Origin of the sequence: Nitrosopumilus ureiphilus (assembly GCF_013407185.1) — an archaeon.
In the GTDB taxonomy this organism is placed as follows: Archaea; Thermoproteota; Nitrososphaeria; order Nitrososphaerales; family Nitrosopumilaceae; genus Nitrosopumilus; species Nitrosopumilus ureiphilus.
In genome coordinates, this window is sequence record NZ_CP026995.1 from 190381 (window position 1) to 211646 (window position 21266).

25 protein-coding genes and 1 tRNA gene are annotated in these 21266 nt (G+C 34.4%); 19 read left to right on the forward strand and 7 right to left on the reverse strand.

Going from position 1 to position 21266, the window contains the following annotated elements:
* Positions 1 to 67: 67 nt before the first annotated feature.
* The 4 genes from C5F50_RS01075 to C5F50_RS01090 all read left to right on the forward strand — a co-directional run bounded on the left by C5F50_RS01075 (position 68) and on the right by C5F50_RS01090 (position 3685).
* Entirely contained in the window at positions 68 to 670 is a 603-nt protein-coding gene (locus C5F50_RS01075; protein ID WP_179371893.1) for an SRPBCC family protein, read from the forward strand.
* A 59-nt stretch (positions 671 to 729) separates the two neighbouring features.
* Positions 730 to 803: transfer RNA gene (locus C5F50_RS01080), tRNA-Lys, on the forward strand.
* Between the two features lie 234 nt (positions 804 to 1037).
* A complete protein-coding gene (locus C5F50_RS01085; RefSeq protein ID WP_179371894.1) occupies positions 1038 to 2480 on the forward strand; it encodes an ArnT family glycosyltransferase in 1443 nt (480 codons plus the stop codon).
* A 59-nt stretch (positions 2481 to 2539) separates the two neighbouring features.
* On the forward strand, positions 2540 to 3685 hold the full coding sequence (locus C5F50_RS01090) for a glycosyltransferase (RefSeq protein ID WP_179371895.1): 1146 nt from the start codon (positions 2540 to 2542) through the stop codon (positions 3683 to 3685).
* Position 3686: 1 nt separating this feature from the next.
* On the opposite strand, the gene C5F50_RS01095 is transcribed toward C5F50_RS01090, so the two are convergent.
* On the reverse strand, positions 3687 to 4034 hold the full coding sequence (locus C5F50_RS01095; RefSeq protein ID WP_179371896.1) for a phosphomannose isomerase type II C-terminal cupin domain: 348 nt from the start codon (positions 4032 to 4034) through the stop codon (positions 3687 to 3689).
* A 268-nt stretch (positions 4035 to 4302) separates the two neighbouring features.
* On the reverse strand, positions 4303 to 4614 hold the full coding sequence (locus C5F50_RS01100; RefSeq protein WP_179371897.1) for a hypothetical protein: 312 nt from the start codon (positions 4612 to 4614) through the stop codon (positions 4303 to 4305).
* A 92-nt stretch (positions 4615 to 4706) separates the two neighbouring features.
* Here C5F50_RS01100 and C5F50_RS01105 point away from each other — a divergent pair, with 92 nt between their 5' ends.
* The 3 genes from C5F50_RS01105 (at position 4707) to C5F50_RS01115 (ending at position 6688) form a co-directional block, all read left to right on the forward strand.
* Positions 4707 to 5471 carry an ArsR/SmtB family transcription factor gene (locus C5F50_RS01105; RefSeq protein WP_179371898.1) on the forward strand — a complete coding sequence of 255 codons (765 nt, stop codon included), beginning with the start codon at positions 4707 to 4709 and terminating at the stop codon, positions 5469 to 5471.
* A 103-nt stretch (positions 5472 to 5574) separates the two neighbouring features.
* Complete coding sequence (locus C5F50_RS01110) at positions 5575 to 5970, forward strand: hypothetical protein (RefSeq protein WP_179371899.1); 396 nt, start codon at positions 5575 to 5577, stop codon at positions 5968 to 5970.
* Between the two features lie 46 nt (positions 5971 to 6016).
* The gene (locus tag C5F50_RS01115; protein WP_179371900.1) at positions 6017 to 6688 is read left to right on the forward strand and encodes a CAAX protease; all 672 of its coding nucleotides are present in this window, start codon (positions 6017 to 6019) and stop codon (positions 6686 to 6688) included.
* On the opposite strand, the gene C5F50_RS01120 is transcribed toward C5F50_RS01115, so the two are convergent.
* Positions 6678 to 7298 carry a winged helix-turn-helix domain-containing protein gene (locus tag C5F50_RS01120; RefSeq protein WP_179371901.1) on the reverse strand — a complete coding sequence of 207 codons (621 nt, stop codon included), beginning with the start codon at positions 7296 to 7298 and terminating at the stop codon, positions 6678 to 6680. The genes C5F50_RS01115 and C5F50_RS01120 overlap by 11 nt on opposite strands.
* 70 nt (positions 7299 to 7368) lie before the next feature.
* On the opposite strand from C5F50_RS01120, the gene C5F50_RS01125 reads away from it, so the two are divergent.
* From C5F50_RS01125 to C5F50_RS01145, 6 genes are all read left to right on the forward strand, one after another.
* The gene (locus tag C5F50_RS01125) at positions 7369 to 8496 is read left to right on the forward strand and encodes a hypothetical protein (RefSeq protein ID WP_246282091.1); all 1128 of its coding nucleotides are present in this window, start codon (positions 7369 to 7371) and stop codon (positions 8494 to 8496) included.
* Positions 8497 to 8583: 87 nt separating this feature from the next.
* Complete coding sequence (locus C5F50_RS01130) at positions 8584 to 9021, forward strand: hypothetical protein (protein ID WP_179371902.1); 438 nt, start codon at positions 8584 to 8586, stop codon at positions 9019 to 9021.
* The gene (locus C5F50_RS13140; RefSeq protein ID WP_280924461.1) at positions 9008 to 9133 is read left to right on the forward strand and encodes a hypothetical protein; all 126 of its coding nucleotides are present in this window, start codon (positions 9008 to 9010) and stop codon (positions 9131 to 9133) included. Before C5F50_RS01130 ends, C5F50_RS13140 begins: the two co-directional genes overlap by 14 nt.
* Positions 9134 to 9902: 769 nt before the next feature.
* Positions 9903 to 10517 (forward strand): thermonuclease family protein, encoded by a 615-nt coding sequence (locus C5F50_RS01135; protein ID WP_246282092.1) that lies wholly within the window; start codon positions 9903 to 9905, stop codon positions 10515 to 10517.
* Positions 10514 to 11470 (forward strand): nucleotidyltransferase domain-containing protein, encoded by a 957-nt coding sequence (locus C5F50_RS01140; RefSeq protein ID WP_246282093.1) that lies wholly within the window; start codon positions 10514 to 10516, stop codon positions 11468 to 11470. The genes C5F50_RS01135 and C5F50_RS01140 overlap by 4 nt, the downstream gene beginning before the upstream one ends.
* Before the next feature lie 107 nt (positions 11471 to 11577).
* Entirely contained in the window at positions 11578 to 13668 is a 2091-nt protein-coding gene (locus C5F50_RS01145; RefSeq protein WP_179371903.1) for a hypothetical protein, read from the forward strand.
* 298 nt (positions 13669 to 13966) lie between these two features.
* Here the strand turns inward: C5F50_RS01145 and C5F50_RS01150 are convergent, their stop codons facing one another.
* Positions 13967 to 14446, reverse strand: a complete 480-nt coding sequence (locus C5F50_RS01150) for a hypothetical protein (RefSeq protein ID WP_179371904.1) — start codon at positions 14444 to 14446, stop codon at positions 13967 to 13969.
* A 99-nt stretch (positions 14447 to 14545) separates the two neighbouring features.
* Between C5F50_RS01150 and C5F50_RS01155 the strand changes: the two genes are divergently transcribed.
* Entirely contained in the window at positions 14546 to 14884 is a 339-nt protein-coding gene (locus C5F50_RS01155) for a hypothetical protein (RefSeq protein ID WP_179371905.1), read from the forward strand.
* Positions 14885 to 15258: 374 nt separating this feature from the next.
* Positions 15259 to 15393 (forward strand): hypothetical protein, encoded by a 135-nt coding sequence (locus C5F50_RS13145; protein WP_280924462.1) that lies wholly within the window; start codon positions 15259 to 15261, stop codon positions 15391 to 15393.
* Positions 15394 to 15445: 52 nt separating this feature from the next.
* Here C5F50_RS13145 and C5F50_RS01160 read toward each other — a convergent pair whose 3' ends face one another.
* A complete protein-coding gene (locus tag C5F50_RS01160; protein WP_179371906.1) occupies positions 15446 to 16258 on the reverse strand; it encodes a ParB/RepB/Spo0J family partition protein in 813 nt (270 codons plus the stop codon).
* Between the two features lie 583 nt (positions 16259 to 16841).
* Here C5F50_RS01160 and C5F50_RS01165 point away from each other — a divergent pair.
* The 4 genes from C5F50_RS01165 (at position 16842) to C5F50_RS01180 (ending at position 19759) form a co-directional block, all read left to right on the forward strand.
* Positions 16842 to 17213: a hypothetical protein gene (locus C5F50_RS01165; RefSeq protein ID WP_179371907.1), complete on the forward strand. Its 372-nt coding sequence runs from the start codon at positions 16842 to 16844 to the stop codon at positions 17211 to 17213.
* 312 nt (positions 17214 to 17525) lie between these two features.
* On the forward strand, positions 17526 to 17714 hold the full coding sequence (locus tag C5F50_RS01170) for a hypothetical protein (protein WP_179371908.1): 189 nt from the start codon (positions 17526 to 17528) through the stop codon (positions 17712 to 17714).
* Positions 17715 to 17759: 45 nt separating this feature from the next.
* Positions 17760 to 18071: a hypothetical protein gene (locus C5F50_RS01175; protein ID WP_179371909.1), complete on the forward strand. Its 312-nt coding sequence runs from the start codon at positions 17760 to 17762 to the stop codon at positions 18069 to 18071.
* Positions 18072 to 19069: 998 nt separating this feature from the next.
* Positions 19070 to 19759, forward strand: coding sequence for an A24 family peptidase (locus tag C5F50_RS01180; protein ID WP_246282094.1), 690 nt, complete (start codon positions 19070 to 19072; stop codon positions 19757 to 19759).
* 315 nt (positions 19760 to 20074) lie between these two features.
* On the opposite strand, the gene C5F50_RS01185 is transcribed toward C5F50_RS01180, so the two are convergent.
* The gene (locus tag C5F50_RS01185; protein WP_179371910.1) at positions 20075 to 20863 is read right to left on the reverse strand and encodes a hypothetical protein; all 789 of its coding nucleotides are present in this window, start codon (positions 20861 to 20863) and stop codon (positions 20075 to 20077) included.
* 3 nt (positions 20864 to 20866) lie between these two features.
* On the reverse strand, positions 20867 to 21154 hold the full coding sequence (locus C5F50_RS01190; protein ID WP_179371911.1) for a hypothetical protein: 288 nt from the start codon (positions 21152 to 21154) through the stop codon (positions 20867 to 20869).
* Positions 21155 to 21266 lie beyond the last annotated feature (112 nt).

Here is a 21266-nt window from a genome sequence, read left to right on the forward strand (position 1 = left end):
TTGTAAATCAATTATTACGCGGAAATCTTCAAAACCTTTAAATCCTTATTGGCAAGAAACCCAATCGTTGACCCTCGTTACAAAATCAATCGATATTAAAACACCTGTGGAGAATGTTTTTACCTACTTTGCAAGACCAGAACACGTCTCTGACCAAATCAAAAATGACACAGTAGGCATGACAGTAGTTCCTATGGATATCAAAGAAGGAATGGGTGTTGGTACAACCTTTAGAATTATCGGTGACTTTAGCGGTAAACGTCTAGAGTGGGATTGTGAGACAACTGAATTCATCAGAAACGAAAAGATCACAGCAAAACAAATTGAAGGTCCATTCAAGAAATGGCAAATCACAAATGAATTCAAGGCACTAGGAAATAATCTCACCAGAGTAACCATGTCAGTAGATTATGATATGCCATTTGGTCCACTAGGGGCAATCTTGGATAAAGCAAAATTTGCAAAATCTGCTGAGAAAGGAATGGAAACTGCTCTTTACAACGTTAGAGGTTTACTAGAAGGAAATGGTTCAATTCCAGTTTACATCACACTAGATGCATACCAAAAACTTCTTGCCGAAAAGAAAAAGATGAACGATGTTCCAGTTTCAACTGCACTTACAGCAATTATTGAAAAGTACAACGAAATTGAAGCAAAAACCCAAAACTAAATTTTCATTTATTTTAAAATCTTAAGATTAATAACAACTCTGGGCATATTTATTTTGGTGGGTCTATGGCGCAGCCAGGTAGCGCACCGGACTCTTAATCCGGTTGTCAAGGGTCCGAATCCCTTTAGACCCGTTTTACTCTGCTTGTTTTTTCTGGACTTGAAAAGATACACAATTTCATATCTCTGAAAAATACTATTTCAAAAAATGTGATATATATTCATGACCCAAAGTTTCAAAATTACATTCAGGGGTGGCCAAGCTTGGAGAAATGTTTCTATTTATGAAATTATAAACACTATCATAAATTCTGAAATGATTTTTACTCTTCTTAAAATATGACCATATTCACACAAATTTGGAAAAAATGAAGAAAAAATATGTAATTCTAATTCCATTAATTCTTGCAAGTTTCATCCATCTTCTAAATCCTGTTGGATATCCTGAAGTTTTCTTTGATGAGGGAATCTACATGCGACGTGCAATGAATACCATTGATACTGGAAATCCTCAGGAGGGTTATCTTTATGACCATCCGTATTTTGGTCAGATTCTTTTAGCAGGTGTTTTACAAATTACAAACTATCCACCTGACACATCCACTGAACCTGGATCCCTCCAGAATCTCTATCTAATTCCAAGATTGTTCATGGGGCTAATTGCAGTACTGAACACTTTTCTTGTATACCTTATTGCAAAAGAAAAGTTCAACTGCAATGTAGCATTACTATCCTCAACTCTATTTGCAGTGATGCCGTACACTTGGGTTTTTAACAGAATACTTCTTGATTCAATGCTTTTACCATTTCTTCTTGCATCTATCCTACTTGCAATACATTTTGCAAAGCCGCAAAGCAAAATGTGGATTGCGCCGTTATCGGGAATTTTTTTAGGCCTTGCAATATTTACTAAAGTTCCAGCATTTGTCTTCATTCCTTTAGTGATATGGTTAGTCTTTCAAAAGAGAAGGAAATACTCTGACATGCTTGTCTGGATAATTCCTGTATTGTTAATTCCGATGCTGTGGCCTGCAAACAGCATTGTCTTGAATCAGTTTGACTTGTGGATTAAAGATGTGTTGTGGCAGACTCAGCGAAGCAACAGCATCTTGGAAATAATTGGATCTTTTTTGATTATTGATCCTGTATTGTTTGTTCTTGGAATGACTGGAATTGCATATTCTGCCATCACACGAAACAAGTTTGTCTTGATATGGTTTGTTCCATTTGTCGCATTCTTGTCGTTAATTGGATTCAAGCAGTACTTTCATTGGATACCAATTATTCCTATTCTGTGCATTGGTGCAAGCATTTGGTTGCTTGATATACCTAAAAAAATCAGATACCTCCAATCAAAAACAATTCATCTAATAATTTTAGCATCACTTGTTGTGTTTGGATTGACTAGTACTATTCTAGTCATTACTCACGATATTTCTCTTAACCAATTTGAAGCACTCTCATATGTAATTGAGAACCAAGAAGAAAATAGTACAATCTTGGCAAGTCCTGTATACTCTTGGATTCTCTATGATGTGTTTGGAGTGGATAATGTTCCCAAAGACTATGCGATGATTCTGTTTGGACCAGTCAACACTGAAAAAATTACAGTCATTGCAGATGCTCATTTTATGCTTGACCAAAATAGAGGGGAAAAACTAGTAAAAGCATACAATGAAACCCAGTCAATAATAGTCTTTGAAGGCAAGGCAAATGACTTTGATACCAGAATCTATCCCTATACCAACATGAGAATGAACATTGAGGGATTCTCAATTGATATCAGAACCGGTGAATGGGGCAAACAATAGTCACAAGTAAAATTTTTTTAGATTAAACATTTTAATCCAATTCACAATGAATTTTCATATTGCAGCAAACTGAAATTTCAATAATTTTACCTACATATAATGAATCAAAGAACATTTGGGGTATTTTAGAGCACATTCAGAAATATATTCCAAAAGATCTCATGACAGAAACCATAGTTGTAGATGACAACTCTCCGGATGACACTGCAAAAATTGCCGAGGATTATTTTCATTCCATCAAAGAAAAAACTAGCCATACTATTAGCGTCATTAAGAGAAATGCAAAGAAAGGTCTAAGCTCAGCAATTCTCAATGGCATTCAAGAGGCTTCTGGAAATACCATCATAGTGATGGACAGTGACTTTTCTCATCCTCCAAACATAATTCCCAAAATGATTGATACTCTAAAGCAAACAAGTTGCGATATTGTAATTGCTTCACGGTATATCAAGGGAGGCTCCATTCAGGGCTGGCCGTTTAAGCGAAAACTGATGAGCAAGATTGCAACTGGAATTGCAAAAAAAGGATTGAAAATTGAATCCCATGATCCAATGTCTGGGTTTTTTGCCTTTAAGAAAAATATCATTGATGGACTAAAGTTTGATGCGATAGGCTACAAGATGCTGCTTGAGATTCTTGTAAAAACTAAAGGCGCCAAAATACAAGAAGTGCCATATACTTTTACTGACAGAAAAGCCGGTTCAAGTAAACTTGGAGCATCAACTGTTTTAGATTATTGCAAATCTGTCTGGAAACTATACAAGTACGGACGCAAAGTCAGAAAAGATGAAGCAAGAACCTCTGTGAGGTTCCTCTCAAAGGCTGCAAGATTCTTTACGGTTGGAGCATCAGGACTTGGTGTAAACTATCTGGCATCAATGTTGTTTGCAACCAGTGCAAACATCTGGTATCTTCATGCAACTGTAATGGGAATTATATTTTCAATTACCAGTAACTTTGTCCTAAACAAGTATTGGACGTTTGAGGACAGGGATTTTTCTACAAAACGAACCCTTGTTCAGTATGGAAAGTTTGCAGGGTTTAGCTCCATTGGCGCGCTAGTTCAGCTTGGGATGGTATACTATCTTGTAGATGGATGGGATATCTCATATCCAATTTCTCTTACTCTGGCAGTAGGAATTGCAGCATTTAGTAACTTTATTCTAAACAAAAAGTGGACATTCAAGGAAAAAGTTTGGAGTTAGTCTATCTTACATAATCGTCTTCTAGTCGTTTAATGTCTGATTCCTGAAATAATCCGTAAGATATTTCTAAGATTTTCATATCTGTAATTGCCTCTAGCCTATGAACTGCCTTAATTGGAATGGTGATCTCATCTCCTGTCTGAATTCTTTGTTTGTCTTTGAGAAATGCATACCCTTCTCCGTTTAGAACATACCACTTTTCAGATCTGTGCTCATGAAACTGGAGACTGGTTCTATTACCTGCAAGTATAGTTATTATTTTGACTGTTGTGGTCTCATTATCAGTTAACTGCTCAAAAGATCCCCAAGGCTTGTTGATTTTCAATGATTTGTGGTCTTGCATCAACATTATAACTCCACTGAAAATGATGATTTTTCTTTACATGTGTCTGGCAGTGCGTTTTTCAGATGGATTGAACTGATCTGATGCAAAATATGTTCATTTGAACAAATCTGGAAATTGTATGTTCATATGAACAAACATTTCTAGAATGCCCCCCCTCTCATTGAGAGTTTTTGGATACTAATAGAATTTGTATACATTAGTTAATTGAATTGTGTATGTACAGAAAATGCAATCTGTTTGGATTTGTAAATAAAAATAGAAAGAGAATGTTTTATCCTCTTCCCATTGCAGCATATTTTCCCTTGCGTCCCTTTACAAAAAATGCAGTAGCAATTCCTCCAAACACACCAGTGGACAAAAGAAGTGCTCCTAAAACACCATCTAATGCGAACATGGGCGTTCCTGAACCAGTATGTGGATTTTCACTTGCCATTCTGACTCTCTCTTTTGAGAGTTTCAGAAGGTCATCAAGCCCAGTTTGTCCCTGACTTGGAATGTACTGTGCAAATGCAAGGCTAACAGAAGGTAATATCAGAATGCTCAACATTACTCCTGTTGCAATGATTATTTTCTTTTCATTCATTGAATTAATTACGTGAAATTTGCATAAAGGGTTTGATGAAATTATTATTTTACTAATACTTACATACTATGTTGCCATACCATATAGCACCTATGAGTGACGAAAATTTTGAGACAGTCAATGCTGTAAATATTTTCTCTTTGGATGATGTAAAGATGAAAATTTTGGCAAAAGTTATCTCAAACAAGTCAAGCATAGAAATTTTGAATTTATTGTTTCGTAACGAGATGACTGCAAATGAAATTGCTCAGAAAACAAACATGTCGCTGCAACTTGTAAAATATTACTTGGAGAAAATGCAACAGATTGACCTTGTACAGATTTCAAAAACTGAAAAAAACTCCAAGGCACGAGACATGAACTATTACAAAACATCAAAACTTGCAATAATAATTACACCTTCAAAGATTACTGAAAAAACAAAACAAAGCAAATTGCTAGTTCGCTCCTTTAATTCAATTTCTAAATTCTTTGCAATGGGATTAGTTTCTGCAATAACTGCACTATCATTAGTGATGGTCTCTGCAGAAAGCCGTTTACTTGATCCTCTAAAAAGTTGGTATTCAGAATTTAGTTTGCCTGTAAAAATTTCTGGAACTGGTCTTGTCAATTCAGTAGATGAGTCATTATACATGGCAAAAACAAAGGTGGATGCTGTGGTTTCAAATCCAGGTGCAGGTTCTGGCACTCCTTATTTTGATCCATATTCAAGCATACTTGATTTCACAGGATCTGATTTTACCATTACGATGATTGTACTTGCAGGAATTGGCGCTGTCATATCATTTGCAATTTTTAACAGGGTCATTAAGACATTTCAAAAATGTACTTTGGATGACTCTTTCCAAAAAATATAGGCAATCTGGTTTTCATGGTCTGTGCAATCCAACTTCCCAATCTGAAATATTTTCTATTATATCCAAACACATCAGATAGAATTTCTTTCTCGTATGAATAAAAATGGCAACGTTAAATGAGTATTGGGGGAATCTGGAAGACAAATACATCACAGCTGGATTAGTTGATCAAAATGGAAACGATGTTGTAGATTATACTAGAATTCCAAATGGTCAGATAATCTACAAATTGTCATCACGGTATTATCCTGCAATTTGTGAGGACGGTCAAAAGATTAGAGGTGAGAGCAGATATCCTGAACCAATTCCAATAAAGCAAAAAGTCTCTGATGTGTTTTTTAAAACTGGCGACATTGGACTGTATCCTGATGATAAAGGAAGATATTTCTTTGATTTTGTATCGGGATCTGAGACTGATGTGGAATTTCATCCCAATGTACATGTAATTTTAAAGGATACAAAAATGCAATCTGGAAAACAAACGATAGGATTTTGCTGAAGTGTATTATATTCATACAGTTTTTGATTTTGGGTGACGAAAAAAAATGATTCATGAAATTAAGGACATCAACCCCAAAACATGGCTAAGACCATTCCAGAAAACCAGCACATTTTATCTTCTAAAAATGGGCTTGTTCTATCACGGATTAGGCTTGATTTTGATGTATGCAGGTTCTTTTTTTGCTAAAAGTGTCATTTCAGACTATGAGATACCGCAATTTCCTGTATCAATAATCCTTGCAATAAGTTCAGGACTGTTAGAGGAGTCAATATTTTTTGGAATGCCTTACTATATGACTGGCAATCCGCTCATACTACTTGGTACAGGAATTGTTTGGTCTGCATCACACTTGTTTAGTTCAGGAATATTCTCAGTTGAGACACTGGCATATGGGGGATTTCTTTTAACCATTCCACACATTTTTTTTAGTATCAGAACATGGATTAGCAATAAAGGATGGTTTGCAATACTGTTTCATTCTGCATGGAACTTTATTTTCTTGATTCTTTATTGCATGTGGGGGTTACGTCAGTGCAGTATTCTCAATGACACATATGATATTCTAAATTTCATCATGGCAATATCAGCAGGAGTTATTGTATATCTTGCATATAGCAGCAAGAAAAAACATGTCAATAGATTTTTGTATCTCATTCCTGTTGGAATAATATTTATTTCAATTCTGATTTTGTTTTCAAATAACGTTATCTTTTAAAATTTCTCTTAAACTCTTTGTATGATTTTATCATGGTTTCCATGAGTTCATCAAGGGTTTTCTGTGTTCCTGGAAGATCACGATATAATTCTGCCCAAAGTTTTTGATAGTGAGGATCTGGGGACAACATCATCGAGCCAAACAAGATCTGAATGTCACGAGATATCGAATCCTCACCTCTTTTTATTTTCTCTATCTGATCTTCAACTGCACTAAAATATTCCATGTATTTTCTAAACACATGTTTTGATTTTTTTAGATTCTCAAATGTTATATCAAATCCTTCAGATTCAAGATCTTTTTGAAATTCTTTGTTTTCTATCCATATTAGAAAATAGTTTTCAATTTTTCGGGCAAACTCTGAATCTAGTTTATAGACATTGATTATTCCATAAATTGTAGGACCGTATTCTATTTTTTTCCTGCCTTTTCTTTTTGACTCATAAACTCGAATCCTGCCTGTCTTGCTTAGTTGCTTAAAGTGCCTGTGAATGGTACCTATTGGTATTCCTGTTTTGCTGTTTGCAGAGTATAGTGTAAGCGGACCATGATCCATTATCGCCCTGAATATATCCATTGACGTCTGGGTAGTAGTGGATATATTCACCATATATCATGTATTTGATAATAATGGATATATTCATTTCTATGGATATATTAATATGAAACATTTCCTTATCGTGATACTTTTAGTATCAGGCCTTGTTCCATATGCATCAGCTGCACAACTTGACGCTGCAATATTGTCTGAAAAAGATTTTGTGGAACCATCATTTCAGTTTTTGAGAGTGATTTACATTGAATATCCAAATGACGGAGAGATTTCAGAATCACTACGCAATACAAAACAAACACTTTCTTTTGTAGCAGATCACAGCACTCCTGGAACGGATGAACTTGTAAAACAGATCAATCAAAATCTAAAAACAATTTCAAGCAGTGCTGTTGTTACTGATGTGAAAATTCAATATCAAGCAATATTGCAGGGAAATGAGCACTCTGCAGTAATTGAATACAAGGTACAGTTAATTCCAACAATTACAAATCACATTCTTGAAAAATCATTTGAGAAAAGTACAGTTGATGCTAACTGGAGAGGAATTTCGCTAGATGTTCCAATAATTCTTCAAACAGAATACGGTTCATTTGATGTAAACAATCCAAAATCTGCACTGAATGTAATGATGCCAGAGATTTCAGAAAAATTAAATGGCGTAACAATACTTGAATTGCCTTTAATTGATGCAAGTGGAATAATGACTCTTCCGTTACACAAATGGCATTCTTTATTTGACAACACTGCAATAATGTCTGATGCCATAGAATACAATTATGCCGGAAAAAATGTCATAACTCACTATTCTATGGGCGAGTGTAGTATCGAAGTTGGCATGTGTAATGATAGAGAATGGATTCAAGAAATTGAACTTGACAAAAAATATGTCGTAAAAATCATAGAATCAAGTGATGATGCAACTATTTCCTTTGAAGGCTATGTTGACACCATACGTGTTAATGGAAATGAAGTATTTCAAACCAATCTAAAATCACTGGTCATACAAAAGCCAGACACTGATGAGTTCCCAGCAACTGTGATGTATGGAATGGCAGGCATTGCAGCTATTGGTGCAGTAGTCATGTTTGTGATAAGTGACAGAAAACTAAAGAAGGACAAAGATGAGGGTCAAACAGGCGTGGATCCGGCACATTTGAAATCCTATGAGACTAGCAGTTCTGCTGGAAGTTACAAAACAAACAGGGGAGAATCTTATCTAATTCCAAACCATAAATCCAAGATGCCTCTTTGAGAGATTCTATCCGTCATAATTTCAAAAACTTTGTTTATTCCCAATGATCAGAACACTTTATGAATATCCATTTCTAATTTGAAATAATTGGCATCCTTAATTCTTAGTATTGTCATAGCAATAGTGCTTTTCACGTTTCTTCAAATGATCATTCCGTTTCCCTTTGGATTAGTTATAGGACTTGTTATGACAATACTTGTTGTCGGATATGCTCTAAGACATCCATCACCAAGAAAACACTCTATTCTAAATTACAGACGTGTTGATCCAATAAATGAAAAAGAAAGACTACAAAATGAGGAAGCACTAAGAATTTTAGAAAAAAAATACATTGAGGAGAAAATCTCAAAAGAAGAATATCTGCAAAGAAAAAAAGAATTTGAAGACATTGAATACAATCCTAGAAAATGCAAAGTCTGCGGTTCAGAAGAATTCAAATTCATATCAGAGGAACATGTTGAGGAACCTGGTGAATATACTTCTGACGTTGGATATTACAAATGTAAAAGATGTGGTGCAAAATGAACACCAAATCACTGATGAAAACACATTATTCAAAATAATTTTAGGATTTGCAATTTTTCTTAGTATGGAAGATGGTTATTTTACAATAGCTCCAAGTGTTATGGTAACGTGATTTGTTTCATATTTTTCGTATGGTCGCACAAAACTCTGCAATGATTGGATTGTTTACTTTGCCTTCATAGTATTTCTTTATTTTTCCAGAATAATTGAAGAAAAAACTGAATAAATTAACTATCATATAACATCAGTTTCTTTTCTTCCAGAGATGAAATGCAGTGAATTTACAGATGCGTATGGGAAAGCCTAAACCCTTTAGGGTTGGAATGAAAGCAAGCACACCGCAGGTCTCTTGGAACACAACAAAATTGTTAAGTCTATCAAAGCCGCACCACTGCCAATAATGTTCGATATGGAGATTGCCTGTGTCGCACCTATTTCGTCTTTAGGTAATCGCTTGAACACTTTGAACCTCTTGAAATCCTCTGAAATAGAGGTTGAGAATGTCGCTGTCAATCACCCCGTAGACAGACAGAGAAACGACATATCTTGATTGCATACAGAAAGAGATGTATGCAAGGGGAGCACTGATACCCCAAAATGGCAAAAAACACTCAAGGATGAATATGACCATAGAACTCGGCAACACTGGTTTCTGCAAAACCTGCTCCGATGGCAACAGATGAGGACGAAACCGAATGAAAAGTAGAACCTCCAACCTTTAAGGTGGAGAGTATGTCAGTGGCATGAATCAATAGACATGTCTCTTATGTATGATTGAGCATTTTTTTGCATGATCGACTATTGCAGGCATCTTAAATGTCCTGACTGTAAGAAATCTGGACTGTATTGCCCTTTGCACAGAAATGAAGTCAAAAAGATACTTGAAAAAAAGAACAACAAGTAAATTCTTAGAATACATGTGTTGTTTAGATAATATGAAAAATGGATACAAAGTTTCAATAATTGGCGTAATCCCAATCGTATTTGTAACTGGAATATTTGGTCTAAATGTAGGCTCGTCTTTAGAAATTAATGATGGTGTATCCCAAAATCAGATTACTGCAACAGAATCTGAAAGAAATGAAATTATTTTAGAAAAAGATATTGTCTCACATGATGTAAATCTGTCATGTACAGGAAATGAACAATGTCTTACGGGAATGATCACAAGAATTGTAGATGGTGATACCATATATCTTGATGAAGATCATGAAATCCGACTTTCTCTTACAAATACTCCTGAAAGACACGAGATGGGATTCTATAATGCAAGTCAATTTACCGCAGTTCTGTGTCCTGTTGGTACCAAAGCTACAGTGGATCAAGACGACAAACAACCATATGACGTGTATGGAAGAATGCTTGGAAAAGTAACATGTGGAAACAAAGTCCTCAACTCTGAACTTCTCTATGCCGGTCATGCAAATATTTTGACTCGTTATTGTTCTACAAGCGAATTTTCAAATGAGATATGGGCAGAGGAATTTGGCTGTTGAAACTGTATGTTGATATCACAAGTCTTGGAAGAGTTTATGAATACAATTTTACCCCTACAGTGTGGTTTTACATGCCAATTTTAAACAAAAATCTAAAACAATTCATGGAAGAAATGGTCTCCCAACTAGTAAAAGAATATCCTAATGAAATTGTATCCTTTGTACTGTTTGGCTCTGCAACAACTGGTGAGTGGATACGTGGAAAATCAGACATTGATTGCATTGTTATAATCAGAAACAAAAAACTCTGCAAGGAAATTGAAAACTATCTGAACAAGCTTTTACTCTTACTTGATGTCAAATATGACCTAAAACTGTCTGAGACATGCACATCATACAAAAAGACTGACAATCTTGCACTGGATCTCATCTTTAAGACTGAAAACAAGATGATGTTCGGACAGCCGTTTTATGTGGTGGCTCAAGACCAACTGGATCTAAAAGGATTTAAGATAAGAAAAGACCTCAAAATGGAAATTGGAACAAGAACCATAGCATCACTTGGATTGTTCCTACAGCGAATAAAAAATACTGGGATCATACTGTATGGAAAAGACATTAGAAAAGAAATTCCAAAATCGGTTCCGACAATTGAAAAGGTAAAGGCATCATTTAATGCAATGCTGCTTTTGATGATGAGTTTTATTATATTTCCATACAGTCCAAAGTCTGCATTTTCTCATGCAGTAAAAGCAAATTTCTGGGCTTGCGATGACGTACTTTTTGCATTGGACAAACCATTATCTACAACAAAACAAGAGATACAAGAAATTTGTTCCATCTTTGGCAAGTCTGAAATTGATTCTGATCATTTGATGTTGTCATTGGAATATAAAAAAACCAAAGATGACATGAAAATGAAAAAAATATTTGTTCTACAGTACATGCTAAAGAGCACAAAATTTGTTTACGGGTTATATGCAATTACCTTGAGAAAATTATTCACGCTATGAGCATGATTATGTGTAAACTATATCTATAAATGATCAGAACACTTTATGAACTTGCTAATTTGAATTGGAATTGAATGAAATGTTTTCTCTTCGTTTTAATTTTATTTATGGTCTCATTCTCGCTAATCAATGATGCATCTGCAGTCTGTTGTTTTCCTTATGAGATAACACACTACATAGATCCTGAAACAGGGTATTTGATAATTGAAGGACAGTTGTGGAATGATTCCTATAGGGGAGAACCCTTTGGAACTGTCAACTATCAGTTTCAGTTCTTTGATTCTGAACGTAATGTACTTTTTGAAAGAGATATTTCATTGACGAACGGACTGCCAATTAATGGCGGCTTTGTGATTCCTCCTGGAGTTGCTTTGCCATTTCACATAGTAATTGATGATGTTGATGAAGAAATAATCCAGAAGATACGCTCTGTTAGCAGTGGAGGTAACAATGTGCTAGAATATTTTTCATGGAAGCCTGCAGATCTTAAAATCAAATTTGACCATCTCGAAAAAGTTGCAATAATACATGACTCCAAAAACCAAGACATTTTCTACAAGTGGAAAATAAGCGGAACCATAACAAACGCACACTCTGAAAAAGCTCACGATGTCTATGTGACGGCAAGTCTTTTGGAAGGAGAATATGGATTTTTAGGAACAGCGGGTTATTCTAAAGATGATATTCATCCTTTGGTTTTAGATGGATTTGAGACAAAAGATTTTGTAATTTATTCAATATTGCCAAAAGACAAGACTCCAGACAATGTTAGCCTTTATGCAGAATCAAGCATATCTTCAATGATCCATCAACGCTACAAGCCAATTATTCTAAAAAACATAATAGACTATGAGGGTAGAGTTGCATCTGATCCAAAAAAGCCGATTCTAATTTCTGCAAATGTCACAAACATATCTCGTGAAAATTTTGATCTTGACTGGATGATCCAGATAAAAAAATCCCCAAAGAGTATCGCTGAAGGTGATATGACAAAATATCCTGAAAGCAAAGTCGAATTCATAAAAAAAATACCCGTACATATTGATGGGCAAAAAAGCGTGTTACTAGAATACCCGTGGATTCCGCAGTCCGGCGGAATCTATTTTTATGAGATGTATCTTTGGAATGGTTACAATCCAGTCTCTTATCCATTTACTGGTAATTTTTTTTCACAAGGTGAGATGTTTGTAAGTCACAATCTGTATTCCATAAAAAATCAAATAAACTCAGGAACTCCTCTTGATGAGCTTGTATGTAGAGAAGGATTGAAGTTGGTACACATGGCAAGAAATGCAAATCTTGTATGTGTAAAATACGAATCAATTCCAAAATTGATTGAAAGAGGATGGATTATTACAAATCATGAAGACACATCCTTTGAAATAATCACCCCCGAATCCACATTTGCAACATTTTATGTACAACCCCAAATTACTAGTGTCATCCTCAAACAAGATAGTACAATACGTATTCATCTTTTCTCATACATCAAAGAATCTGATGAATGGGATATGGTTTTTGACAGAATATTTGATAAAGTTCCAAAAAATTTCAAGATTGGGATAGTTGAAAATACTCCAGAGAACATAAATGAGTTTGTCACACTAGGAAAAGAGAATCTCCCATCAGGAATTAATATAGAATTATTACGTGAGGGCGGATATTTTGTGGTTTATTTTACCTCAAACAAATCATTGGAACCTGGTAAATATGATTTGTCTATTGTTTCCGTAGACAAAGCAGGGACAGTAATTCAAAAACCATTATTTGTAATTGCTGTGAAAGCAGACACAACACCAACACAAAGCAATACAGTAAAAATATCTTACAATAAACATCCGTGGGGAATCAATTTAGAAAACATATCTGAACAAGAGTATTGGATTAGATCTGATAGGGTATTGCCTTCACCTCCTTCTCCAATATTGAATGTAACACAAGACAACATTCATCCGGATGTACAAGAGTTAATTGATCTCATGTGGTCACAAGATACAAAATATGTTCCATCAGAATATGATAAAAAAATATTGCTAGCAGAAAATGAAACCAACTTAAAAATGGATCCTCAAAAAATAAGGAATTGGTTAGAAACCACATATGTTCAACAGTTCAAAAGAAATTTAGATGATTCTTATAGTAACTACATTAGATATGATGGTAAAATTTACTCCTTTGGATTTGTTATTGCAGATTGAAAATGAAAACTAGACTTTTGACAATGAATCATCTAAATCAAATTTAGAACAACTTCAAACAGTTTTGAACTATTGCAACGATCCTTCTGAGGAAAAAAATCTAATCAGCATTGAATATTTCAATGACACTCATTATATTAACAATAATCTTTGTAAATGGTAAAAGATAGAAAAATATACAAACACTGACTTTGATTGTATTTTTGGACAAAACAAATGGATTATTGGTGAAGAAATAACATTCACATCTACAACAAACACGAATGCCTATGGGGAGAAGAATTTAATTATTAAAAAATTAGTTTACTCCGTACTCTTGTGATAATTGTATCTTGATTCGATTTATTTGGTTTTCAAAATCAGTCACGTTCTGCTTTAGAATTTTTGCTTCTGATGAATGGGTTTGGTAAAGTTCTTGGTATGAATCATACAAGTCTTGGAACTTTTTTAAATCCCGTGATAATGATTCAAGACTGTTAGGATCTGCAAGAAGTTTATCTATTCTCTTCTGTTCTGCTTGTTTGATTGCCATTTCAGCATCTGTGCATCCCTTTGCTTTGTTATTTCCATATTCCGAATTGGTTTTACTCCAATACCTGTTTACTGCATTTTTTTCTTTAATTTGGTCACATGACATTTTCCTTAGTTCTTCCATTTCAACTACTGCATTGGGCATTGCTACATTGAACTGATATGCCAAAACCGATGCAAAAATACCAATAACAACAACTAGACAAATGACTGGAATAATCCAGAATCGAAGAGAACTCTCTTCCATATTCGTGGTTTTTAACCCCCTTATTTATTCACTCTAATTTTATATTTCTACTAATGGATAGAAACTATTAAAAGATAATATTCGAACTCTGATTATTCAATGAATGGATTTCTTTTTCTAATATCATTACTTGTTTTGAGTACAGGTATTGCATATGCGCAACCATTAGATCAGATTCATTCACAAATTACAAGCAATGATGACATCTCTGCTGTAATACAACTTGATTGGAATTATGATGAACTGGTAAAAAAATATGAAATAGGTTGTGTCAGCTGCATTCCAAACACATCTTATTTTAGCACAGAAACTAGTTTTAATTTGAAAAATGTAACTGCATTTCCAAACAGCTCATACGCAATGCTTTACATCATTGCATATGACTCAAATGATGAAATAATTGACGCAAAACAAATACTAGTGGATATTAAAAGCTAGTAGCTAAAAATCATGATAACTTGCAAGAGCATGTGTGAGAATCACAAACAAGGCACCAAACAAAGAATCTGTCAGAAGAATGAGAGTTTTTGCAGAAGTTGTGATTATTATTTTAAGGAAAAATTTCTGCATTGTCCATGCAGTGACATCCGAGTTCGTTATTCTACGCGCTCAAATAAGGGCAATTAGAATCTGAAATTATATAACTATGAAAACTAGTTATCTAATTCTAATGATTTTTAGTTTAATCTTAGGTAGTTTGTTTGTAATCAATGGAAATGTAGCAGTTATGGTATATTGTATTCCAACATACATCATGGCCAGAACAAAACTGTGATGAAATTTGTCAAGAATCAAATGCTGAACATGCAGAAATGATGGAAATCAGTTTGATTAGTTATGATCATCAATGGATTCTGAAAATTATTTTGATAATACTTGTTTTGATTGCAATATCCGTTGGAATAATTGTTGGTATAAAAGTTTGGAAAAAAGACAATGAAATCTAAATACAAAGTTCTCATAACCAATTCCCTTAGAATTTGAACATTTTAACTGACTCTATTTTCTTTTTTTGCGTTTTAGATAGTCTGATATTATCTTACTTGCCAATTCATCAGGTAGAATCTCTTTCTTGTTTGACTCACTTGCTAATTTTTTGGCATTTGTTTTAGATAATTTAAATGAGATATTTTGTTTGATACGTAGAGATTTTGCACGCTTCAAAAGTTTCAGGTGTGATGATTTTGGAGATTGTGATAGTGCGATAAGATATTTTTTTCGCAAAGCTGATTCCAAACTAGATATTCTTTGAACTATCTTTTCTGCTTTTGCTACATTTGGCACAATGAAATACAATCTTGTAATTTCATCTCTTGAAACTAATGAGGGAACCAATAATTTCAGTTTGTCAGGAACCCCTGCAAATCCAAGATATTTGTTTAATGTTGATAGTGACATGCCCATTGATTTTGCAGCAGCTGATTTTCCCACCTGTTCTGTCAAAAACTTGCATGCTTCTGCAATCTCTTTATGATTCATGTCGTTTCGATGTATGTTTTCAACTACTGATGCAGCCTTTGCATTTTCAAGATCATACTCTGTTTTTTTACTAAGCAGATGAACAGGGATCTTTTTTGCACCCAATCTTTTCATGGCTGCCAATCTTCTCTGACCTGACATCAGCAAGTACGTGTTTTTATCTTGTTTTTGTACGAGTGGTGGATTTAACAACCCTTCAGTCTTGATTGACTTTGCAAGCTCTGAAATTCCCTCTCTGTCTAATTTTCTTGCCTGCGCCTCTTTCCATATTTTGATTTGTTTGATTGGAATTTCTTTTAATCTGTATGAAATAGTCGGTTTGTATCTTGCCATTGGAATGTATGCAAAGTTCTATCATAAGTAATGTTGGGTTTATTCTAAATTATTTTAACGTTAATTATTTAAACTAAAATGATTCTAAGAACATATTTCTTAGGCTCTAAACAACACAGCTCACAAATATCGAGATTCACTACAAAAAAACTAATTTCACGCATTGAGAGTTTAATTCATTAGTGATTAAATTTTTTAAATTTATCATATGACATGCAAAGAAACATGTATTCGATACAAATCAAAATCAGGCAACAGCCATTATGGATGTGAGCGGAAAAACCCAAACCCTTTAGGGTTGGGATGAAAGCGAACACACCACAACTCAAAACAAAACACAATCAAATATTCAAGTACAATACATGTGTAATCAACTGCATGTTAGAGTTAGGCAAATACGGTCGTATCAATAATATGAACATGTGCCATTTGTTACGTAAAGCCGAAAATGGATTGTGTTCAGACATACTACTGCGGGAACCGCAGGAATGCACGTCTGTGGAGATCAGAAACTCGGTCGTTGAAGCAGGAAGAAGCCAATTGACTTTAGTCATTGGCAAGTTCACGAAATACAAAATAAGCCATGATAAACACAAAATTAAAGAAAATTGCAGGGGTCTTGGCTCATTTTTCCCTAGATCATTCTTCTGCAAAACCAGAAGCATTTTGTGCACTTGGATTACTGTATTACAAAACAGGAAAGATGAACAGTAAGAGTAGTTGGGAAAGTCTTGATGTTCGCGGAGATTTTGAAATATTAAAAGAAAACTATGGGATTACCAGAGAACAATTTAGGAAATTATACTCTTGTCCTGCATGTGACAAGTCAGAATTTGGATTAAACGAATTTTTGATACATCTGAATGACTATCATGATCCAAAGAATCGACTTGAGGGTGTTGTCCCATTTACATTCAAAGAGATTGGACAAATTCTTGAAAAGGAAGGACTGTGATTACCAAGACAGGAATAAGTCATGGATGTAAAATTTCTAAAGCAAACAAGCAGTTATGAGTTTGCCACATTTGAGGAATACAAAATAAACGAAGATCTTGATTTTTGTTGTTATAGATTACGCATATTGAATTCAGAGTTGCCACTGTGGGACAAAAAATCCGGAAAGTTTTGTTGAGCAGATGCAGTATCACACGATGACGTAGTTTACTATCCAATTCATTTTTGTCCTTTCTGTGGTGAACGCTTTGAGTATATTGAAACAAAAGACTAGAATACTTTATGAACTGCCTGATGCTTGTTTTGCTGAACGATGAAAAATAATTCTTTGTTAATTGCCTTAATTGTTATTGTAATAGTAGGTGTTCATTGGGCAGATGCATATCATGATGATAGAACTTCTAGAAGCAGCAGTGATCCAAGAATTACCGCAGTTGAAGATGATGCATTTTTAGAATATGATGGTAACAAGTACCATTCTTTTTTCGCGTACCTTAATTAGAAGAATCAAAAAAGATTCAAATTGATTGAAATTACAATAAATTAAATGAAAACTAAACTTTGGATTTTAGGTGCAACTATCCTTATGTCTTCGGTTGTTTTTTCATTTTTTCCTGTGTTCCAAGACTTTCAAGAAGAAAACTATGTGATACCTTCTTTCAGAGGAGAAGATTATCCCAGTTATCAGGATTTAATCATAATGAATGTGTATATGGAATGTGGTAAATCAGATAATTTCTATGCTCAATTCCCTGCGGATGGCACACAGTATTGTTCAATTGCACAAAATTGGGTTTTTGCATTGTTATCTATAGTTACCATAGGTTTCACTACTATGATCGTTGCTACATTTCGTTAGAATTTATTTAACTTGATAGATTTTCTAATTATTGCACTACAAAATTAATTCTTTTCTAATTTGGCGTTAATCAAAAAATATGATAGTTCTCCATCATAGGTTCTAATTTTTTACAAATGCGAGCGGGAAAGTCCTAACTCTTTAGAGTCAGGATGAAAGCAAGCACACCACAACATAAAGCAAAGCACAACAATATTGTTAAATCTATCAAAACCATACAACTGCCAATAATGTCCGGTATGGAGATCCCCTACGTCGCACCGATTCGGTCTTTAGGGAATTGCTTGAACACTCTGGACCTCTTGAAATCCTCCAAAGAGAGGTTGAGAACACCGGCATTTGACATGTCGTCGTATCATGTTGAGCCACATGGTGTATCTCGATTGCATGCAGAAAGAGATGTGTACAAAGAGAGCACTGATACCCCCAGAATGGCAACGCAGCAGACGACTGTGACCATAAAACTCGGCAACCGCTGATCCCTGCAAAACCCGCTCTGATGGCAACAGATGAGGACGGAACCGAATGAAAAGCAGAACCCATTATGCTTTAGCTAGTGGAGTATGTCAGATTAGGATAAGCAAAAGAAACAATCTGATACATCCAGATTGTTCTTCCTGTTAACTTTATAGCAATTTTTGGCGTTACACATGACTCTGAAATTGCCAATTTATTTTGTTATCCAAAAAATTTCCTTGTAAACTGCGTAACATAGAATTTACAGAGTAAATAAGACTTGAAAGGTATGTCGCAAAGACACACAAGAAAAAATACCGTTTGACTCATAGAGATCATAATTGGTATGCAATCGGAGCTGCATCTGGCTATATTTGATAAAAAATGAAAACTAGATTTTTGATAATATTGAAATCCTTGTTGTTGTAGGCGGAATATCTGTTTTTGCTATTGATGGTTGTCGAATTCAAAGCCATAATGAAGATACATGATACATTTTTGCGACCATAAGTATATTTCTGCAGAAATACTTTATCAGCATTGTGTTTGAGAGTTTAGAAATTTCAACTTTACGAATTCTCTTTTCTGTGTTCATGCTTGCTGTGGCATCCATTATTGACATAAAAAATAGAGAGGTTCCAGATATGCTCTGGATTGTATTTGGTGTAGTTGCAGTTGTTATGATTTTTTTTGAAGACGACATGATTGAAAGTTTAACGCTAATTGCATTTTCGATGATTCTAGCTCCGTTTGTTTTGTTGATATGGCGATTTGGCTTTTTTGGAGGTGCCGATGCTCTCTCCTTAATTGTGCTGGCTGGACTTGCCCCTCTTGCTACATTGGACACCAATGTTGTTACTCCTTTTACAACCTTTTCAAATGCAGTACTTTTTATGACTTTGTTGGTACCAATAAATCTAGTAAGAAATGTTTTTGCAATGCTTAGTCATGAAAATATTTTTTACGGTTTTAAGGAATCCAAATTCAGAAAGATGATTGCAATGTTTTTTGGATTTAGATCAAAAAACCCAAAATTTAGCTTCTCAATTGAGAGAATGGAAGGAAGTCACAAAAAATTTGATTTCTCACTTCATCATGCAGATACAGAACCATTTTGCAATTCGCCTAAAACATGGGTTACTCCAGGGGTGCCATTAATTTTGTTCATAACTGTTGGATTTGTAATTCAAATTCTTTTTGGCGATATTATTTTAGCAATTTTTGGCTTTTAGCAAGGTCTTAATTTTCTGAGTGAGATAAATCATGAGCACTTAATTCATATGTTGTTTCTAATAATCAATCCTACTCTTTTTCCAATTCAAATATGTGATTTTCATATCATTATACATATTAGGTTTAGCTGGAATTTTGAGAATGATTCTACTAAATTTGATAATGTGGTGCTGATGATTTTAGGAATTAAAATGGGCCCACTGGGACTCCCTCCATTTTGGGGATGAAAATGGACGCAGTTATTCGAAATCTACCAGACAAGTAGATCTTTCTGTCTCTAGAAAAGTTTCAACCATGCATAGAATTTAGCTAATCTAGGAAGTATTTTTGAATAGTTTGATGTGACTGTACTCTCCAAATGCGTAGAGAATGTATGGCCATATCCACAAAATGTTAACTAGGTGACTAGGATCATAAGTATCCTCAAGTGATGTAAATAGATAAACTGTGTCTGCAGTAATATCTAAAATACTGGCAATTAGAATCATCGACCAAAGCAGATTTACCTTTCCACCAAAAAATAAAAAGACTGCAACAAGTGATGGCGCTAAAATTATTCCATCTAAAACTGGATAAATTCCATAAAGAACCATTGTTAATCCATCAATCTCTTCATCAACATCTAATGAGATGTATACGCTAGGCAATATCAAGACAAAGGAAATCAATGAAGCTAAAACAATCATTTTCTTTGTAATCATATTTTTTCTGGACCTAAGATAGAATAGGGCAAATACAAAAAATAACGGATATCCAATAATGTAAAAAATATCACTTGTTAATGTAGAGATGTCATCAATGCTGTATTCATAATCATAACTATATGTTAACTCACCAATAAACCAACTAATTATAGCTAAAGTAAAAAGGAGCCATGCCTTACCATGATTACCTTTCAACTTGTATTTTAGATTGAGAGTAATACCAAGAACAATAACAATGCTTGGTGTAATAATAAATCCAAGATCTGTAGGATACCAATTCTCTGTCAGAGGATAGTCTTCTTGGTCAACTATATTTGCAATTAAGTATATGACAATTACTATGGCTAGAGACGCTACAAGAAATATTTGCCAATTTTGTTTCTCATATGTTGTTTTCATGAATTAATTTTCCATTACATAGAGAAAATCTTTGATAATTTTTTCGTCCTTTTCATTCTCTATGACTGAATATATTGTATCTATGATATCCTTATAGGCATTACCAAATAAATCACACAATACTCTTTTAAGAATATCTGGATGATCTAGAGAATCTGCCGTCGTAATCCCATGCTCTCCTAATATGGCGGTAACTTTTTGAAATTCTGGATGACCCATTATTATTAGGGCATGCTCTACTGCAACCTCTACTAATTCACGGCATATTTGGTATTTTTTAGATTCATCCATGAGAAATATGACGATATTGACTAAAATAATGTTTTTACAATTCATATCGGAATTAATGATATTCTAGAAACCTGCAGAACAACTTGTTTCTAAACATATTCCAATTTAGTAT